This is a genomic window from Shewanella sp. AC34-MNA-CIBAN-0136, assembly GCF_040309945.1.
Classification (GTDB): Bacteria; Pseudomonadota; Gammaproteobacteria; order Enterobacterales; family Shewanellaceae; genus Shewanella.
Genome location: NZ_JBEOPJ010000010.1, coordinates 126,357 through 143,652 on the forward strand (window position 1 = coordinate 126,357; position 17,296 = coordinate 143,652).

General features: G+C 42.2%; 12 protein-coding genes. 8 read left to right on the forward strand and 4 right to left on the reverse strand.

The genetic code is table 11. The annotated features are described in order from the left end of the window. Window positions 1-6: 6 nt before the first annotated feature. The 5 genes from AAEY94_RS11955 (at window position 7) to rraB (ending at window position 4,306) form a co-directional block, all read left to right on the forward strand. Complete coding sequence (locus AAEY94_RS11955; RefSeq protein ID WP_101085139.1) at window positions 7-1,203, forward strand: hypothetical protein; 1,197 nt, start codon at window positions 7-9, stop codon at window positions 1,201-1,203. After that, window positions 1,187-2,092: a metal ABC transporter solute-binding protein, Zn/Mn family gene (locus tag AAEY94_RS11960; RefSeq protein WP_350978938.1), complete on the forward strand. Its 906-nt coding sequence runs from the start codon at window positions 1,187-1,189 to the stop codon at window positions 2,090-2,092. Before AAEY94_RS11955 ends, AAEY94_RS11960 begins: the two co-directional genes overlap by 17 nt. A 4-nt stretch (window positions 2,093-2,096) precedes the next feature. Further along, window positions 2,097-2,882: a metal ABC transporter permease gene (locus tag AAEY94_RS11965; RefSeq protein WP_162023918.1), complete on the forward strand. Its 786-nt coding sequence runs from the start codon at window positions 2,097-2,099 to the stop codon at window positions 2,880-2,882. Between the two features lie 162 nt (window positions 2,883-3,044). Continuing rightward, entirely contained in the window at window positions 3,045-3,779 is a 735-nt protein-coding gene (locus AAEY94_RS11970) for a 1-acylglycerol-3-phosphate O-acyltransferase (protein ID WP_101085141.1), read from the forward strand. Between the two features lie 101 nt (window positions 3,780-3,880). Then, window positions 3,881-4,306: a ribonuclease E inhibitor RraB gene (gene rraB, locus AAEY94_RS11975; RefSeq protein WP_162023917.1), complete on the forward strand. Its 426-nt coding sequence runs from the start codon at window positions 3,881-3,883 to the stop codon at window positions 4,304-4,306. A gap of 83 nt (window positions 4,307-4,389) precedes the next feature. Here the strand turns inward: rraB and AAEY94_RS11980 are convergent, their stop codons facing one another. Both AAEY94_RS11980 and AAEY94_RS11985 read right to left on the reverse strand, forming a co-directional pair. Beyond that, entirely contained in the window at window positions 4,390-5,346 is a 957-nt protein-coding gene (locus AAEY94_RS11980; protein WP_162023916.1) for a GGDEF domain-containing protein, read from the reverse strand. 15 nt (window positions 5,347-5,361) lie between these two features. Next, window positions 5,362-6,357, reverse strand: a complete 996-nt coding sequence (locus AAEY94_RS11985; RefSeq protein WP_101085144.1) for a response regulator — start codon at window positions 6,355-6,357, stop codon at window positions 5,362-5,364. Window positions 6,358-6,791: 434 nt separating this feature from the next. On the opposite strand from AAEY94_RS11985, the gene AAEY94_RS11990 reads away from it, so the two are divergent. Continuing rightward, window positions 6,792-7,598 carry a crotonase/enoyl-CoA hydratase family protein gene (locus AAEY94_RS11990; protein ID WP_350978942.1) on the forward strand — a complete coding sequence of 269 codons (807 nt, stop codon included), beginning with the start codon at window positions 6,792-6,794 and terminating at the stop codon, window positions 7,596-7,598. A 51-nt stretch (window positions 7,599-7,649) separates the two neighbouring features. Here AAEY94_RS11990 and AAEY94_RS11995 read toward each other — a convergent pair whose 3' ends face one another. Together AAEY94_RS11995 and rapA are read right to left on the reverse strand one after the other, a co-directional pair. Beyond that, window positions 7,650-8,525, reverse strand: coding sequence for an alpha/beta hydrolase family protein (locus tag AAEY94_RS11995; protein WP_335691186.1), 876 nt, complete (start codon window positions 8,523-8,525; stop codon window positions 7,650-7,652). A gap of 129 nt (window positions 8,526-8,654) precedes the next feature. Beyond that, complete coding sequence (gene rapA / locus AAEY94_RS12000; RefSeq protein ID WP_350978944.1) at window positions 8,655-11,561, reverse strand: RNA polymerase-associated protein RapA; 2,907 nt, start codon at window positions 11,559-11,561, stop codon at window positions 8,655-8,657. 331 nt (window positions 11,562-11,892) lie between these two features. On the opposite strand from rapA, the gene AAEY94_RS12005 reads away from it, so the two are divergent. Together AAEY94_RS12005 and AAEY94_RS12010 are read left to right on the forward strand one after the other, a co-directional pair. Beyond that, a complete protein-coding gene (locus AAEY94_RS12005; protein ID WP_162023913.1) occupies window positions 11,893-13,287 on the forward strand; it encodes a PhoH family protein in 1,395 nt (464 codons plus the stop codon). Between the two features lie 281 nt (window positions 13,288-13,568). Further along, window positions 13,569-17,279 carry a response regulator gene (locus AAEY94_RS12010; protein ID WP_192114159.1) on the forward strand — a complete coding sequence of 1,237 codons (3,711 nt, stop codon included), beginning with the start codon at window positions 13,569-13,571 and terminating at the stop codon, window positions 17,277-17,279. The last annotated feature ends 17 nt before the right edge of the window (window positions 17,280-17,296 follow it).

A 17,296-nucleotide genomic window follows, 5' to 3' on the forward strand; every position in this document is an offset into this window, starting at 1 on the left:
GATATTATGTCTGCGTTAAACACACGTGTTTCGTTATTGGCACTGGCTTGTGCTGTGAGTTCGTATTCTGCAATGGCAGAAGATTCTAGTTTAACTAATCCTAGTATTAGTGCGGTGCTCGATGGTTATTACCAAACGGGCGACCGGCCATTAGCTGAGCGTGCTGAAGGTTTTGGTTTAGGCGAAACTGAGTTGGCATTAAGTGCCAATATTGATGAAATGTTTTACGGTAAAGTGACCGCAGTTGTTGAGTCTCATGACGGTGAAACAGAGCTTAATTTAGAAGAAGCCTTTATCCAAACGTTAGCGATGCCTTACGGTTTATCGGTTCGTGCGGGTCGATTTTTATCGGATATTGGTTATTTAAATAATCAACATTTACATACCGATGCATTTTCAGAACGTCCAGCGGCCTATCGTGCATTTTTAGGTGGTCATTATTTTGATGATGGTATTCGTTTAAATTATGTGGCCCCAACAGATCTCTACTGGACCATGGGCGTTGAAGCGTTTAAAGGTGAAAGTTTACGCGCTGCAGATGAGCATGGAGAGCGTGATTTTGATGATGTTGGCGTGTATACCGCATTAACCAAAATCGGTGGTGACATTGGTATCGAGAGTTCTTGGCAACTAGGATTGAGCTATTTGCGTAATCAGAATGGCCAAGCTTATGCCGAAGAGGAGCATGAAGATGAAGTGGTTGATGAGGAAGGACACACTGAACACAGCCATAGTGCATCTTATACTGGCGAAAATACCTACATAGCTGACTTTGTTTATAAGTGGGCACCTAATGGTAATTACAAATATCAAAACTTAACCGTGAGTGGCGAATATTTTAGAGTCACTGACATTTTTGGTATGGAGCCTGGACATATTCTTGAGGCAGATCATGAGGACGTTAGTACTGATGACTATCATCAAGGTTGGTACGTGAGTAGTGTGTATCAATTTTCACCAAGTTGGTCTGCTGGGATTCGTTACGGTCAAATTGATACTAATGAAATCCATGAAGATCACCTCGACCCACAGAAATTAAAAGAGTCTGAAGTCAGTCTTGCTTGGCATAGCAGTCATTTTTCGACCGTGCGTTTGCAATACACTCATCAGACTGGAACTAATTTCGATGGTTTCGAAGATGATAATATCCTTACTTTACAATATGTCATGTCATTAGGAGCTCACGGTGCACATCAATTCTAAATTGCTTTTAGCAGTGGCTTCAATGTCGCTGCTGTTTACCGCGACAGCTAAAGCGGAACTGAACGTGTTTGCATGTGAACCTGAATATGCCGCATTAGCGCAAACTTTAGCGCCCGATGCGAGGGTGTATTCGGCCACCACAGCGATGCAAGATCCACATCAAGTACAAGCAAGACCAAGCTTGATTGCTAAAATGCGCCAAGCTGATTTAGTTGTGTGTGCTGGGGCCGATTTAGAAATTGGTTGGTTGCCAATGTTACAAATGAAGTCTGCTAATCCTCAGGTTAACTCAACAGATAAAGGCTTGTTTTTTGCGGCAGACCAAATTGATACCTTGGATAAGTTAACTCAAGTAGATCGTTCAATGGGTGATGTGCATGCAAAGGGAAATCCTCATTTGCATTTAGATCCCTTGCGGATGTTGACCGTTGCGCAGGCTTTGAGCGCTAAGCTTACTGAAGTTGATCCAGAAAATGCCAGTCAGTATGCCCAGTCATTGAGCGACTTTAGTCAACGTTGGCAGGCTAAAATACCGCAGTGGCAAGAGCAAGCTAAAAACTTAGCCGGTAAAAAGGTCATCGCTTATCATTCGAGCTTCCGTTATTTATTTAATTGGACTGGAATAGAGCAAGTGGCAGATCTTGAGCCTAAACCCGGCTTAGCACCCACCAGCAGCCATTTAGCCTCATTACTTACTCGTGCTGAAAAAGGCGATGTAATGGCGGTAATCGTCGCTTCATATCAAGATGAACGTGGAGCTAAATGGTTAGGTGAACGCGCAAATCTGCCGGTATTGGTGTTACCGATGTCGGTAGGTGGTAACGATCAAAGCAAAGACTTAATCAGTCTATATGATAGTTTGCTGACGTTATTAAATGGAGTGAAATAACACTATGTTTGATGTCGAGCTACTGTCTATTTTGTTGCCTGCGTTAGTGGCAGGGCTATTAGTGTTATCTACTCATGTGTTGTTAGGTCAACAAGTGCTTAAGCGTGGCATTATCTTCATTGATTTGGCTATCGCTCAGGTCGCTGCATTGGGGGCAATCGTATCGCACATAGATCATCGAGTAGAAGCGTTACCGTTTGCTCATGTTTGGATGCCAGCGTTGTTTGCATTAGCCGGTGCTGGAGTTATCGCTTGGATGGCAAAACACTTAGTCGGTGAACTCGAGGCTTTTATTGGTTGTTTTTATGTGCTCAGTGCGGTGGCGGCAATGTTATTGTTAGCCAATGACCCTCATGGAGCTGAATTATTAAAACAGTTAATGTCGGGTCAAATATTGTGGGTGAGTTGGTCTCAGTTAGCATTACCTGCAGTGGTCTCTGCAGGTATTCTTGGGGTGATCATCGCTAAACCACGGATATTAGATGGTGCAGGTTTTTACTTTTTATTTGCATTAGTGATTACTTTGTCGGTGGAGTTAGTAGGCGTGTATTTAGTGTTTAGCACGCTTATTTTACCGGCTTTGGCATTAAATAAGTATCAAGGTAAAACCAAGTTAGTGTGGGCTTATGGCGTAGGCATAGTGGGTTATATTGCTGGGCTACTGTTGTCTGCTCGCTATGACTTACCCAGTGGTGCCGCTATTGTTGCGACATTAGCATTAAGTGCATTGTTGTTTAGAATGTTACTTAAACTACGTTCACCAACATCAGTGCATCAACCTGCTAAATAATTATCTGCCATCTAGCTGCCATATAAGCTTCTGTCATATAAGCTAAGTTACTCTGCCCCAGATCACAGGGGCAGAGTATTTCAGCGTACATATGTAAACAAAACGTTGAGTCCCTAGACTAGCATCGTTATACTGACGCCAATTTTATTGCAGGAGTATGCTGTGCTGCTTATCGCTCGTTCAATCATTCTCGTTGTGCTGTTATTTTTAGCCTTTATATTTTCAGTTGTTATTTGCCTTGTGCGGCCAATGCATCGCGACAATGTACATTTGGTTGCCCGTTTTTTTGGTTCGGTTGCACCGGTATTAGGCATTAAGGTCATTAGACGTGCTCATCCAGTCAGTGCAACATCGCAACCGTGTATTTATTTAGCCAATCATCAAAATAATTTTGATTTATTTACTCATACGTCAGTTGTGCCTAAAGGGACTGTCAGCTTAGGTAAAAAGAGCTTGGTGTGGGTACCCTTATTTGGGCAAATTTATTGGCTATCAGGCAATATCCTTATCGATCGTAACAATCGTCATAGTGCATTCGATACTATGGCTAAAACGGTAGATAAAATGAAAAATAAACTATTATCAGTGTGGATATTCCCTGAAGGGACTCGTTCACGCGGTCGTGGATTATTACCTTTTAAAGTGGGTGCATTCCATACTGCAGTCGCTGCTCAAGCGCCAATAGTGCCAGTATTAGCTTCTTGTCAGAATCATATTAACCTTAATCGTTGGAACAACGGTGTGGTGATTGTAGAAATGCAGGAGCCGATAGCAACGGCGGGCTTAGATAAGAATGATGTTAAAGCGTTAAACGCTAAGGTGCATCAAGTTATGTCGGCGCGTTTAGTTGAATTAAACAAAGAAGCAGAAGCATTAATGCAGCAAGCCAAAGCTTAACCATGTTATTGGTCGTCAAACATCCGTCATAAGCTCGCAACTTGTGTCAGTTTGGGTATAATTGATTAACATTTTTACGAGTCCTATTTACGGAGTAATCCATGTCTGTTGAGCGTCAGTTAAAAGAGCAATTTGCTGAGAATCTTGAAATTGTTGATGCCTTACTTGCTGATGGTTCAGAGCCTGATGCGGAATATACAATTGAACATCATTTTTCGGCGACTAATTTTGATCGTTTAGAAAAAGCCGCTGTTGATGCATTTAAGCTTGGTTTTGAAGTGAATGATGCCGAAGAAATGGAACTTGAAGATGGCTCGATTATTTTCTGTTTTGACGCTATTGCCAAGCATAAGCTAGAAGTGCCTTTGCTGGATAAAGCATGTGAACAGTTGATTCTCGTTGCGGGCAAGCAAAAAGTAGACTACGACGGTTGGGGTACTTTTTTTGTCGGTGATGAAGTTGAAGGCGATGAAGAAGACGAAGACGATGAAGAAGACTATGAAGATGAAGATGGTACATTTCACTAATAAATCGATGGTCTAATTCCATAAAAAAACGCTCATCAAAGATGGGCGTTTTTTTATGGATAACCAAAAAGTTTGCTAGGCGCTTATTTATGGATGATGCTTTTGTTACGGCCTTCTTGCTTAGCGACATATAAGGCTTTATCTGCACCCGATAACCAGGTTGAGCTATTATCTATTTCAGAATCTAAATCGTTAATGCCCAGACTCACCGTGACTCTAATGAGGCGGTTTTCGAATGCGACTTCTGATGCTTCAATACGCTTTCTTAATCGTTCGGTAAAGTTGAGAGCTTCTTCTGCGGTTGTCTTAGATAGCACCACTCCAAACTCTTCTCCGCCATATCGGCCTGCACAGTCAGTGTCACGCAATGCTTGCTTTAACAAATAGGCAATATGTTGGATCACTTTATCACCGGCAGGGTGACCATATTCATCGTTAATGCGCTTGAAATTATCAATATCAATCATCACCAATGATGCCGCATCGCCATAGCGTGAATAACGATCGAATTCTTTTTCCATGCAACTTTGCCAATGGCGACGGTTATGCAAAAGGGTTAAACCATCGGTTTGACTGAGTTGTTCAAGTTGCTCATTAGCGGCTTTAAGTTGCAGTTTATTAACCGCAATATCGGTCACATCATAGATAATAATGCTGATATGAGTGATTTGCCCTGTTAACGAAGCTAATGGCAGTAAGGTAATATTTTGGTACATAAAATCGGCTCGGCCAGTCACCGGGCGATAGTTTTTAAACTGAAATACGTATGGACGCTGTTCCCAACTAATAAAGGTGCGATTTTTAAGTAAAAAAACCGACTCCATTTTATGTTTTAGCCACGTGGCGGGTAAGTCGGGAAACTTTTCAAATAGATTACTACCTTTAATGGAATTGGGTGAGACACCGCTGTGGTTTTCCATAAAACCGTTCCAAAGTTGGATGTTATAGTCGCGATCGAGCACAACTAAACCAACCTCAATGGTTTGCACCATATCGATTAGCCAGTGGAGTTCGTTCATCGCACTTTGATCATTTGACATAAAAAGTATCCAACATTAGTCGAGTAAATAGCCAAGTTTGTAGTTCAGCGTAGGAATTGAGTCTTCAGTAAATAGCAGCAGAAGATCACATTCAATATTGTAATCTTCTATTCGATAGTTAATTTCCATCGCGAGAGTGCGCTGCCATTTGTCAGAGTTGTCGTGAATGAGCTCGTTGACACTGCAGTGTCTGCCAAGCACTACTGGATGGGTCTGACTGAATTTCATGTCGAGTTGTTCAGAAATACCATTTAAAAAAGCGCCAATGAGCACATTACCAGTGTCCATCATTACTTCTATTTCAGTACCAATATCATTTGGATTTTCTAATCCCATTAACTTGGCCATATCTTCAAAACTAGAATCATGGAACAGTAATAACGCTTCACCTGCGATACCTGCACCAATAAATCCTTGGCAAAGCCCAGAGACTGTTGAGTTTCGTTCGGTGGCTTTTAAGGCCATCGTTAATTCGCTGACTTCAAGCACATTAACGTTAGGAATAGGCAGAAGTACAAATACATCCAGAAGCTTAGCGAGCAAGTCAGCGGCTCTGCCCATGGCGACGTTGGCTATTTCTTGACATGCATCACGCATGTCAACTTTCATCATTGGCGTTTCTTCAGCTTTATTACCCTGGGTAAGAGTCAAAATACCGTACTCTTGCAGAATATGGCTAATAGCCTCTGCACTAACGGGTTTTTGAATAAAGTCGAGGGCACCTAATGCTTTGACTCGTTCATGAGCCTTAATTTGAATATCACCTGACACCACAATAATCAGTGCCGGTAAATCTTGTTGTTGTACCGCTTGAAGTACTTCGTAACCATCCATGACTGGCATGTTGAGATCGAGAAACACAATCTCACCTTTACCTGCGCGAATAACTTCAAGGCCTTCAGCGCCATTGGTGGCGTAGCTAATTTCAACGTCCCAATCTTTGGGGAGAGTTCTTGCCATTTGTTTTCTGGCGAGCGCAGAATCGTCGCATATTAATATTGGAATGGTCATTGTTGCTGGTCTTCCTTATTTCGCCTTTAGGGGATAAAAACTCGTTAATGCAACTGCGAGTGGTGCGAGGCGGATAGTTATTATTATAAGACTATTTACAGCGATTTTTTGTTCGTTAGATCATTATACTTATTTGCTTACAATATTGATAACTTAGTTTTAACATTTAATTAATTTTGTAACATTTATGTGGCCGTTGCCACAAAGTCATCAATGTCATATCAATCAGGTGTTACATGTTATGTAAAAACATGAAGATTAGATGGTTATGCTTATATTGATAATATATCAGGCTAACACTCAATGAAATTTTGTTCAAAATAACGTGTGGCAATATTTTGACCAGTGCCGATTATTTGTCATGTTATTACTATTCGCCAGATAGTCCAGATATGTTAGTCTAAAAACTGGACTGACCAGTAACAGGGTGTTTCATGGAAAGAGAGTTGATTAAGTTGACGGTAGATAATGGCATTGCCCATGTTTGCTTAAATAGACCCAGTAAAATTAATGCGCTTAATGTTGAAATGTTTACTGCGATTGATAACGTAATTAAGCAACTCCGTGGCGATAAACGAGTTAATGCGGTTATTTTATCGGGTGCTGAAGGTAACTTTTGTTCAGGCTTAGATGTGAAGAGTGTCGCGAGTTCACCTACAAGTGCATTAAAGCTTTTATTCAAGTGGTTGCCTGGTAATGCAAATTTAGCCCAACGTGTGTCGTTGGGATGGCAGCGTTTGCCTGTTCCTGTTATTGCGGTTCTAGAAGGTTGTTGCTACGGCGGTGGGACTCAAATTGCGCTAGGGGCAGATATTCGTATTGCGACGCCAAACTGTAAGTTGTCGATAATGGAAGCAAAGTGGGGGCTTGTGCCAGATATGGCTGGTTTGGTGGCATTAAGGCAAATTATGCCCAAAGACAAAGCGTTGATGTTGACCTATACCGCGGATATTTTAACTGCCGAGCAAGCGCTTGAGCTAGGCTTGGTGACTCAAATAAGTGATAACGCTTATGAGTGTGCCACGTTATTAGCCCAAAAAATCATCCGCACTTCCCCGGATGCTAATGCTGCGATTAAACGCAGCATCAATCAAAGTTGGACCGCTTCAGTGCGCAGCCTATTAGCCCGAGAATCACTAAGCCAAATAAGGTTGTTGCTGGGTAAAAACCGCGTGATTGCTGCGATTAGACAAACTAAAAATCCTGATAAAGCCTATCGTTCTCGTCAATCTTGGTGGTAATAATCTGTTTTCGCTAATGCTCTATTTTTAGTCATGGCTACGCTGAATTTACTATCTTCCGATAACGGTTCTGGAAAAGCCTTCTATTTGATCGAGGGCTTCTTCCCAGCCACTCGGGCTGCTTAAGTCCAAGCTCATTTGGTATTGGCGATAATACTTAGCAGGTTTCACTTGATTGTAGTTGAGGCGGGTAGGTGCTTGTTCAATTGAATTCGGATGTGCATCGGCGGATTGAATATCAAGGATCGGGATCGACATGCTGACTAATTGTTCGGCGATTGATTTACGCTGACTTTGCGGATCAATTAAATACTCAAATTCGCGATAAGCGTTGACGATGACTAGCACATCAGGGGTGGGAATTTTTTTGTCATAAAGCAGATTCGTGACCATGCCGGCCGTGTCATCAATAACAATTAGAATCTTGCCGCCAGGAAATAAACTGGTGGTTGAGGTTAATTGGTTCAGGGCTTCATTGAGATTACTTTGCTGAAAGTTACGTAATTCAAGCAATTGAGACGACTCATACTTTGGGATACTTTTATTGCTGGTTAATTGCAGTTGTTCGGTGCCTGCTTTAGTGATTTCTTCTGGTTTTGTTGCATAGTTAGGCCGATATAGCCCTTTTGCTGGCGTTAAACTAATACTTGCCCAACCGCGGGCATTAATATTGGTTCGTAAGTAGCTGGCTAAGCCGGCAGCATCAGCATCGGTGTCCGACGCAGCAATAATCATCGCTGAACCAAAGTGTTTTTTACTCTGCCAAGACCTTACAAGCACTTCAGTTTGTTTACCGTCAATAGTGATAAATTTGATTTCATCGGTAGGTAAGTAGCCGTAAGGTTGCTGTGCCTTTGCGCCAGGCGCTGCCAGTAATATGCTTATCGTTACGATTAATAACCGACTAAATTGTCCTAGTTGCACCATAACCTCGAGCGAATAACACCATAATGCGGTTAGCTTAATGTATAACCGCGAATAAAAACAATGCCCTGATATACAGGGCATTGGTTACACGACATGATTAATACAACATTATTTAATGCTAGTTAGCCGTTATACGTGGCTGACAAGTACCATACGTATTGCATCAAGCTGTAATTGACTGTTATCCATGTAGCCCGTTATCTCGGTCATTTGATTACGAATATATTCTAGCTCGTCTTCACGAATGTTCGGATTTACGGCTTTTAGGGCTTCAAGTCTTTCCAGCTCGCCTGTGAGTTGTTGAGTCATTTTAGCGCGAGCATTCACTACTAGCTGCTTAAGCGACTCTTTTGCATACTCTTCACCTTTGGCCAATAACGGATGTAAAATAGGCTGTGAGGCATTAACAAGCTTGCTAGCGATGTGACGGTTTACCGCACTTAGCTGTTTGTCAAAACTGGCGTAGTCCACTTTATCTGCCATATTAAGACCATTTTTATCCAATAACACCCGGATAGGTGTCGGTGGTAAATAACGGTATAACTGAGTCGATTTTGGGGCAGAGGCATCAGCCATGTAAATTAATTCTAAAAATAGCGTCCCCGCGGGAAGCGCTTTATTCTTTAGAATTGCCACACTGGTGGTGCCCGTTTCTGAGCCAGTGATTAAATCTAAGCCGGTTTGTACTAAAGGATGCTCTTGGGTGATAAATGCAATGTCATCACGAGACAAAGCGGTTTCACGATCAAACGTCACCGTAATACCGTCTTCATTCAGCCCAGGATAAGTAGGGAACATCATGTGCTCACTAGGGCGTAAAATGATTGAGTTTTCACCGCGATCTTCTTGATCGACACCAATAATATCCCATAAACGAATGACCGAACCGATGAGATGAGTATCGTTATCGCTGTCTGATAAACGCTTAATTAATGCATTGGCACGCTCGCCACCGTGAGAGTTTATCTCTAGCAGTTTATCGCGGCCTTGCTCCATTGCCTGTTTAAGCTCTTTATAACGATGCTGGGTGTGATTCAGTAATTGAGTCATCTGATCTTCATCATCGTCGCAAAGTACGTTAATCAGTTCATCGGCAAATTCGTTAAACAACACATGACCGCTCGGGCAGGTGAGTTCGAATGCATTTAATCCTTGATGATACCAACGCATCAATCTTTCTTGAGCGGTATCGCGCAAGTAAGGCAAATGAATTTGGATATCGTTTTGTTGCCCAATACGATCTAAGCGGCCAATACGTTGCTCTAACAAATCAGGATTGAGCGGCAAATCAAACAAAATCAAATGGCTAGCAAACTGGAAGTTACGCCCTTCGGAGCCTATTTCAGAACAAATTAATGCTTGGGCGCCGCCGTCTTCTTGAGCAAAGTAAGCGCCGGCTTTATCGCGTTCGATAATCGACATATCTTCATGGAATACCGTAGCTTGAATACCTTCGCGGGTTCGCAGCGCTTCTTCAAGGCTTAATGCAGTTTCAGCCTGGCTAGCAATAATCAGTACTTTTTTACTGCGATGCGATTTTAGGAACTCAATTAACCAGTCTACCCGTGGATCAAACTTCCACCAGCTGGCACTGTCATTTTCAAAGGCCTGGTAAAGCTTCTCAGGGCTTAATGCTTGTGCTGCTTTAGCCAGTGGCTGCTTGGCACTGCCCATCATGGCGTTAACGCGTTCAGCGGTCACGTACTGCGCAGGCATCTCATATGGATAAGCATTAAATATACGCTTTGGAAAGCCTTTTACTGATGCGCGACTGTTACGATAAAGTACGCGGCCAGTGCCATGGCGGTCGAGCAATTCTTGGAGCAATTCTTGACGTGCTGCTTGCTGTGATTCTGCATCAACATCTTTTGACTGGATCAAACGAATGCTTGGCTCGATGTCTTTCTCGCTAAGCAACTCAGTTAAGCTGTTAATGGCACTGTCGGGTAATTTTTTATCCTGACTTAATGCTTCAGCTGCTTCTGCCACATCTTTGTAGCTTGCTTCTTCAGCTAAGAAAGCATCGTAATCATAAAAACGATCTGGATCTAGCAAACGTAAACGAGCAAAGTGGCTTTGATGACCGAGTTGATCAGGGGTCGCGGTAAGGAGTAATACACCAGGGACCACTTCACTTAATGCTTCGACGATTTTATAAGCGCGACTAGGGGCATCTTCTGACCATTCTAAATGGTGAGCTTCATCCACAACCATTAAGTCCCAATCAGCGTCTACAGCTTGTTCAAGACGCTTTTTCTTGCGCAGTAAATCAAGTGAACAAATAATTAACTGCTCGGTATAAAACGGATTGTCATTATCGGCATAAGCTTCTACGCATCGATCTTCATCAAATACTGAAAAGCGTAAATTAAAGCGGCGCAGCATTTCAACTAACCACTGGTGACGAAGTGTGTCCGGCACTATGACTAAAATACGTTCAGCACGAGCAGTGAGTAATTGCTGATGAATAATTAAGCCAGCTTCAATGGTTTTACCTAAACCGACTTCATCGGCCAGTAATACGCGTGGAGCGTAACGGCTACCCACTTCATGAGCAATCCACTGCTGATGTGCAATTAAGCCTACGCGTGGGCCTTGTTGACCGAGTAAATCTGAGCTGGCTAATTTGTGGCGCAATAACTGACATTGATAACGCACCCCAAAACGTTCTAGGCGGTCAATTTGTCCGGCGAATAAACGATCTTGTGGTTTATTAAAGCGAATATTATGGCTTAGCATGGTCTCTCGAAGACTGACTTTTTCTTGAGTCTCGCTATGAATACCATGATAAATCACCAATTGGTTTTTTTCTTCAAGCTCTTCAATGGTGATACTCCAACCTTCACCGCTTTCGACAGTGTCACCTGGGTTAAAAATAACTCGGGTTAAGGGAGCTTCACTGCGAGAAAACATCCGGTTTTCTCCAGTGGCAGGGAATAGCAGCGTAACCATGCGGCCTTCAACTTGAACGACTGTTCCTAATCCGAGTTCTGACTCGGTATCACTTATCCAGCGTTGACCTAAGGCAAACGGCATCTTTTACTCTCATTTATTGCGTGAAACAAAAAAGGGGGCGTATGTTAAACCAAACCCATCCAGATTGAAATTTTAGCATTGATTTATCGTTTAGATGTTCATTTTTACACCATCTTGACATGTTAGCGTCACATTGACGTCATAGTGTGAAGCAAAGGCGATGATGATGACATTGAGTTTTTACCCGACAAGTGACATATTTTATTAAGGCAGCATTGCTAATGGCAATGACCTGTTTTCAATAGAGACTTTAATTATCCCTTTAATGTTATATGTTTAGTTAAGTTAAGTGATACTGATATCTATTCATTGAGAGCACTCTGGAGGCACCATGCAACGAAACGACAAAAAGTTGTTTGTACTGGATACCAACGTGTTACTGCATGAACCTTTAGCGATATATTCGTTTAAGGAACATGACGTAGTTATTCCCATGACAGTGTTAGAAGAGCTCGACAGTATAAAGGACCGTAAACGAGATGTGAGTCGTGATGCACGAGTGGCTATACGTGCATTAGAAGATATTCTTGGTGGTCCCACGACCCCAGAGCAAATTTTAAAAGGCGTTGCATTGCCTACTCGCGAAGAACATTCTCAAGTTTCTGGTCATTTATCGATTTTCCCAGATCATCAAGTCGAGTTTATTATCGGCTCGCTGCCTGGAGACAATAACGATAACCGCATTATCAACACCGCCCTGCATTTACAAAAAATCCATTTTCCCCGCACTGTCGTGTTAGTCACTAAAGACATTAACATGCGCTTAAAAGCCAAAGGTGCAGGTATTGAGCGCGTAGAAGATTACCGCAGCGATCAGTTGATTGATGATGTGCGCTTTCTCGCCAAAGGCTTTTATCAATTCTCTGGGGATTTTTGGCAAAATGTCGATAAAGTCTCCACCGAACGTAGAGGGTTGCATACGGTTCACCAAGTACCATTGGAACATCTTGGTAATGAAAACTTTTATCTTAACCAGTATTTAATCGATGAAAGCTCGGATTTTTGTGGTCGAGTAATCAGTAAAACCGATAAACATTTACAGATGATCGATCGCGGCCGTGATCGCTTATTACATCATGAAGCATGGGGAATTAATCCTAAAAATATTTACCAAGGTATGGCGCTAGATGCTTTGCTAGATCCTGATATTGAACTGATTATTCTGACGGGGCCAGCGGGTTGCGGTAAGACGCTATTGGCAATGGCGGCGGCATTAGAATTGGTCGTCGAACGTAAGTTATATGACAAAATTATCGTCACCCGTAATACCCCCGAAATTGCTGAGTCGATAGGTTTTCTTCCGGGTAGCGAAGAAGAGAAAATGACCCCTTGGTTGGCTGCGATAACCGATACGCTAGAAGTGTTACATAAAAATGATGTAAACCCAGCAGGTAGTGTTAATTACATAATGGAAAAAGCCAATATTCAGTTTAAGTCGATTAACTTTATGCGTGGCCGCTCTATTCAAAACTCGGTGGTTATTTTAGATGAATGTCAAAACCTAACCGCGTCACAAATTAAAACCATGATCACTCGTATGGGCGAAGGCACTAAACTGATTTGTAGTGGTAATTTAGCCCAAATTGACTCGACGTATTTAACACCGGTTACATCAGGATTAACTTACATAGTCGAACGTTTTAAAGACTTTGAAGGCAGCGCCAATATTTATCTTAATGGTGTCGTACGGTCTCGTTTAGCGGAGTTTGCAGAGGAGCATTTGTAACGGCTTAACTTGCTAAGGAAATCACTTTATTAATCATGGTTATATCCTGTCTATATACATAAGGTTACACAAGATAACCTTATGTATTTTCAATCGCCTACAATATGCCTTAATATTTGTAGTCTGTATTACTTGCAGGTTGGACAAGTATCTCTGGAGCCATTAATACATGTGCTTGAGCTTATCTTCCTGATATCATAATCATTACTGTTATAATTGCCGTTTTTGGTGTTATTCGTTCGACAGCGGGTCTTTTTTTTACGCTGTATCAAGGGTGGTTAATGAAACCGACTGAGCCAGATTTACAACTAAAATCTCCTATTCAACGTAATTATAACCGAGCGGTGTTCTACACCTATATCGGGGTAATTGTGATGGCTTTGCTGACCGCTGGCATTATGTTTGAACGTCAAAAAGAGCAGCAAATTCAACAACGAGAAGAACAAGTTGCTCGTCATGTTATGCAAATCGACTTATTGCTTGAGTCGAGCATTCGTGCGGTGAAAAGTTTGCGTGATGTGGCGGTGGACCATTTACGTTTGGGGGAGTTTGTTCGTAAAGAGCGCTTACCAGAGTATGAAAAATTTAACGAAGATGGCCAGTATTTCACCTTAGAACCTAATTATGCCAACAGCGGCGTGCCGTTTACCAATATGGGACGCATTACGGGTGCGGGTTCATTAAATGACCGTAGCGAGAGCTTTTATCAAGAGCTTGAAATGCTGTTTGAACTGTCGTTATCCTTCCCAGTCGCGAAAGAAGCAGCGCCTAAAGCTTCGTCGATTTATTATATTTCTAAGCGTCGGATGATGTCATTTTATCCATGGGAAAATAATGACTTACGCTTTAGGGATGAGCTGCTCAATAAGAAACAATTTCAATTAGCGACACCTTCAATGAACCCACAACGGAGTGTGTTTTGGAGTGAGGCATACATCGACTCGACGAATCAGGGCTTAATTACTACGCTTGGGTTACCCGTGTACCTTGAAGATGAGTTTATTGGTTCGATTAACCTCGACATGACGTTATCATCGTTAGATAAACAAATTCGCACCTATTTTAAAATGCCAGGCACGGTGATTCTGCTTGATCAGCAAAATAATATTTTATCTCACAGTGATTTTGACTCCAGTGAAATGAATAAGGTTTATCACATAAGCCAGCGAATTCCGGCAGAGTTACATTCATTATCGGAATCTGAGCTATTTGATGCCCACGAAGGCATATTGCGAAACGGTTATTATATTCATAGTGTGGCACTGCATAACGCGCCATGGCGATTACTGTATTTGCAAGATGAAGATGATTTATTTAAAGATTCTTGGGACAAGCTGCAACTGAGTTTTCTGTTAGTGGTATTGGCTTTGTCGCTGCTGGTTACCATAGTGCATTGGCAAACTCGCCGAGCATTCGTTAGCCCTGCTTCACGCTTATTAACCCATCTAGAAGCATGTTCACAAACGCCTATCCGTCCGCCAGAGAAAATTACCCGTGGTTGGGAACCGTGGTTTGCGCTAGTGAGTCGTATTTTTGAAGAAAACCGTCAGTATACTCATCATCTCGCCGAACAAAATAAACGTCTTGATAACTTAGTTGCTAGGCGCACTCAGCGTTTACGTGAAACAACTGAGCGCCGTGAGCGCGAGTTTGCACTGTTACGATCATTGATCGATTCGATCCCTGAAGCGATCGTGTTTAAAGACAAAGAAGGCAAATACTTAGGCTGTAATAAGTCAGCTGAAAGAATGCTGGGTTATACCGAAAATGAGATTATAGGCTTAACGTCATCAGAAGTGGTGAGCCCAGAGCAAGGCTTGCGCATTGGTGAAGAAGACAACAAAGTGCTGACCCAGCAACATTCCTTGCGTTACCAAGAACGAGTGAATATTGAAGGTAAACCGGTATTACTCGATACCTTTAAATTACCGTTTTACAATCGCCGTGGCGATCTATTAGGTTTGATTTCTGTTTGGCGCGATATTACCCGTGAATATGAAGCTGCTGAACAGTTACGTATGTCTGAGCAACGTTATCATCTTGCTATGGATGCGGTAGAAGATGGCCTGTGGGATTGGTACATTGATTCTGAACAGATTATTTGTAATCCGGCTTTTTATTCTATGTTGGGTTATCAAGCTAATGAGTTTCCACCGTTACTCGAATCAATCGATGAGTTGTATCATCCTGACGATCGAGAACGGGTCCAAGAGTACCGCTCTCAATATGTGCGCGATCCGGTTGGCACTTATGAAATCGAATTTAGAATGCGCGGTAAAAATGACCAGTATTACTGGGTGTTATCCCGTGGTCGAGCGGTTGAGTTTTCCGAGGATGGTTGTAGTAAGCGGATGCTAGGTACTCATAAAGACATTACCCGCCAGAAGAGTAACGAAGTCGCCTTGCTTGAAGCAAAACAAGACGCCGAGTTAGCCAACATGTACAAGAGCGAATTTTTGGCCAACATGAGTCACGAAATTCGGACACCTATGAACGCGATTATTGGGATGTTGCAGTTAGCACAACGCACTAGCTTGACCGTGCAGCAACAAGATTATCTTAATAAAGCCGGTTTTTCTGCCCAATCGTTACTGCGAATTATTAATGACATTTTAGATTTTTCTAAAATTGAAGCAGGCAAATTAGAATTAGAAAGAGTCGCGTTTCCGCTGGATAAAGTGCTTGATCATGTTATTGATATTAATGCGCTTAAAGCGCAAGAAAAAGGCGTTGAATTACTGCTATATGCGCCTGTTACCGCAGGGCTTATTTTGTATGGCGATCCACTGCGTTTAGGTCAGGTCATCGTTAATTTATTGTCTAATGCGGTCAAATTTACCCAAACCGGTGAAGTTGAGCTGGGTTGTGAAGATGTGGGTGAGCGTGACGACCGTATTACCATGAAGTTCTGGGTACGCGATAGCGGTATTGGGATTAGTAAAGATCAACAAGCAATGCTGTTTGATGCATTCTCACAAGCCGATGGTTCAACCACACGTAAATATGGTGGCACAGGCTTAGGGTTATCTATCAGTAAACATTTAGTGTCGATGATGGGTGGTACCATGCAAGTTGAGTCCGAACTGGGCGCCGGCAGTACTTTTAGTTTTACCATTAGCTTTGAAATTGCCGAAGAACAAGTGATCGAGCCGCTGGTGGTGCCAGAACAGTTAAATAACCTGACAACGCTGGTGGTTGACGACAACCCAAGTGCATTACAAATTTATTCGACATTGATGACCGACTTTAGCTTTGGTGTAAACACGGCTGACAGTGGTCAAAAAGCACTGGATATATTGCGTAAAAAACCAGTCGATTTATTGTTGTTGGATTGGATGATGCCTGAAATGAACGGCTGTGATGTTATTAAGGCGATAGATGAAATGGTCGCAGATGGTAGCTTAGCAAAGCGTCCTATTATTATCTTAATGACCGCTTATGCTGCTGAACCGTTAGACCATGAGCTGCAAAAAAATTCTGTTTATGCAGTGTTACAAAAACCGTTTAAGGCCTCGGCGTTATTTGATGAAATTATTAATGCCTTTGCCAAAGAACCCAAGCTAAATGCAATGCCGGTTATTATTGAAGCAGAACCCGCTAAAGCCTCTGGCTTAGTATTGTTGGTTGAGGATAACTTTATTAACCAACAAGTGGCATCTGAATTACTCAAAAGTGCTGGTTATGAAGTTGTGATAGCCGACAATGGCCAAGTGGCATTAGATGTGATTGATTCTAAACCATTTGATGCAGTGTTAATGGATATTCAAATGCCGGTAATGGATGGATTAACTGCCACCGCCGAATTACGCAAACGTTATAGCAAACAACAAATGCCCATTATTGCCATGACTGCGCACGCAATGTCGGGTGATAAAGAAAAAAGTTTAGCAGCAGGCATGAATGCGCATATCACTAAGCCGATTGTGCTTACTGAATTATTTGAAACCTTATCTCATTGGATTACATATAAACATAATCATAAAGACGATTAGTATTTTTGAAGATAGGA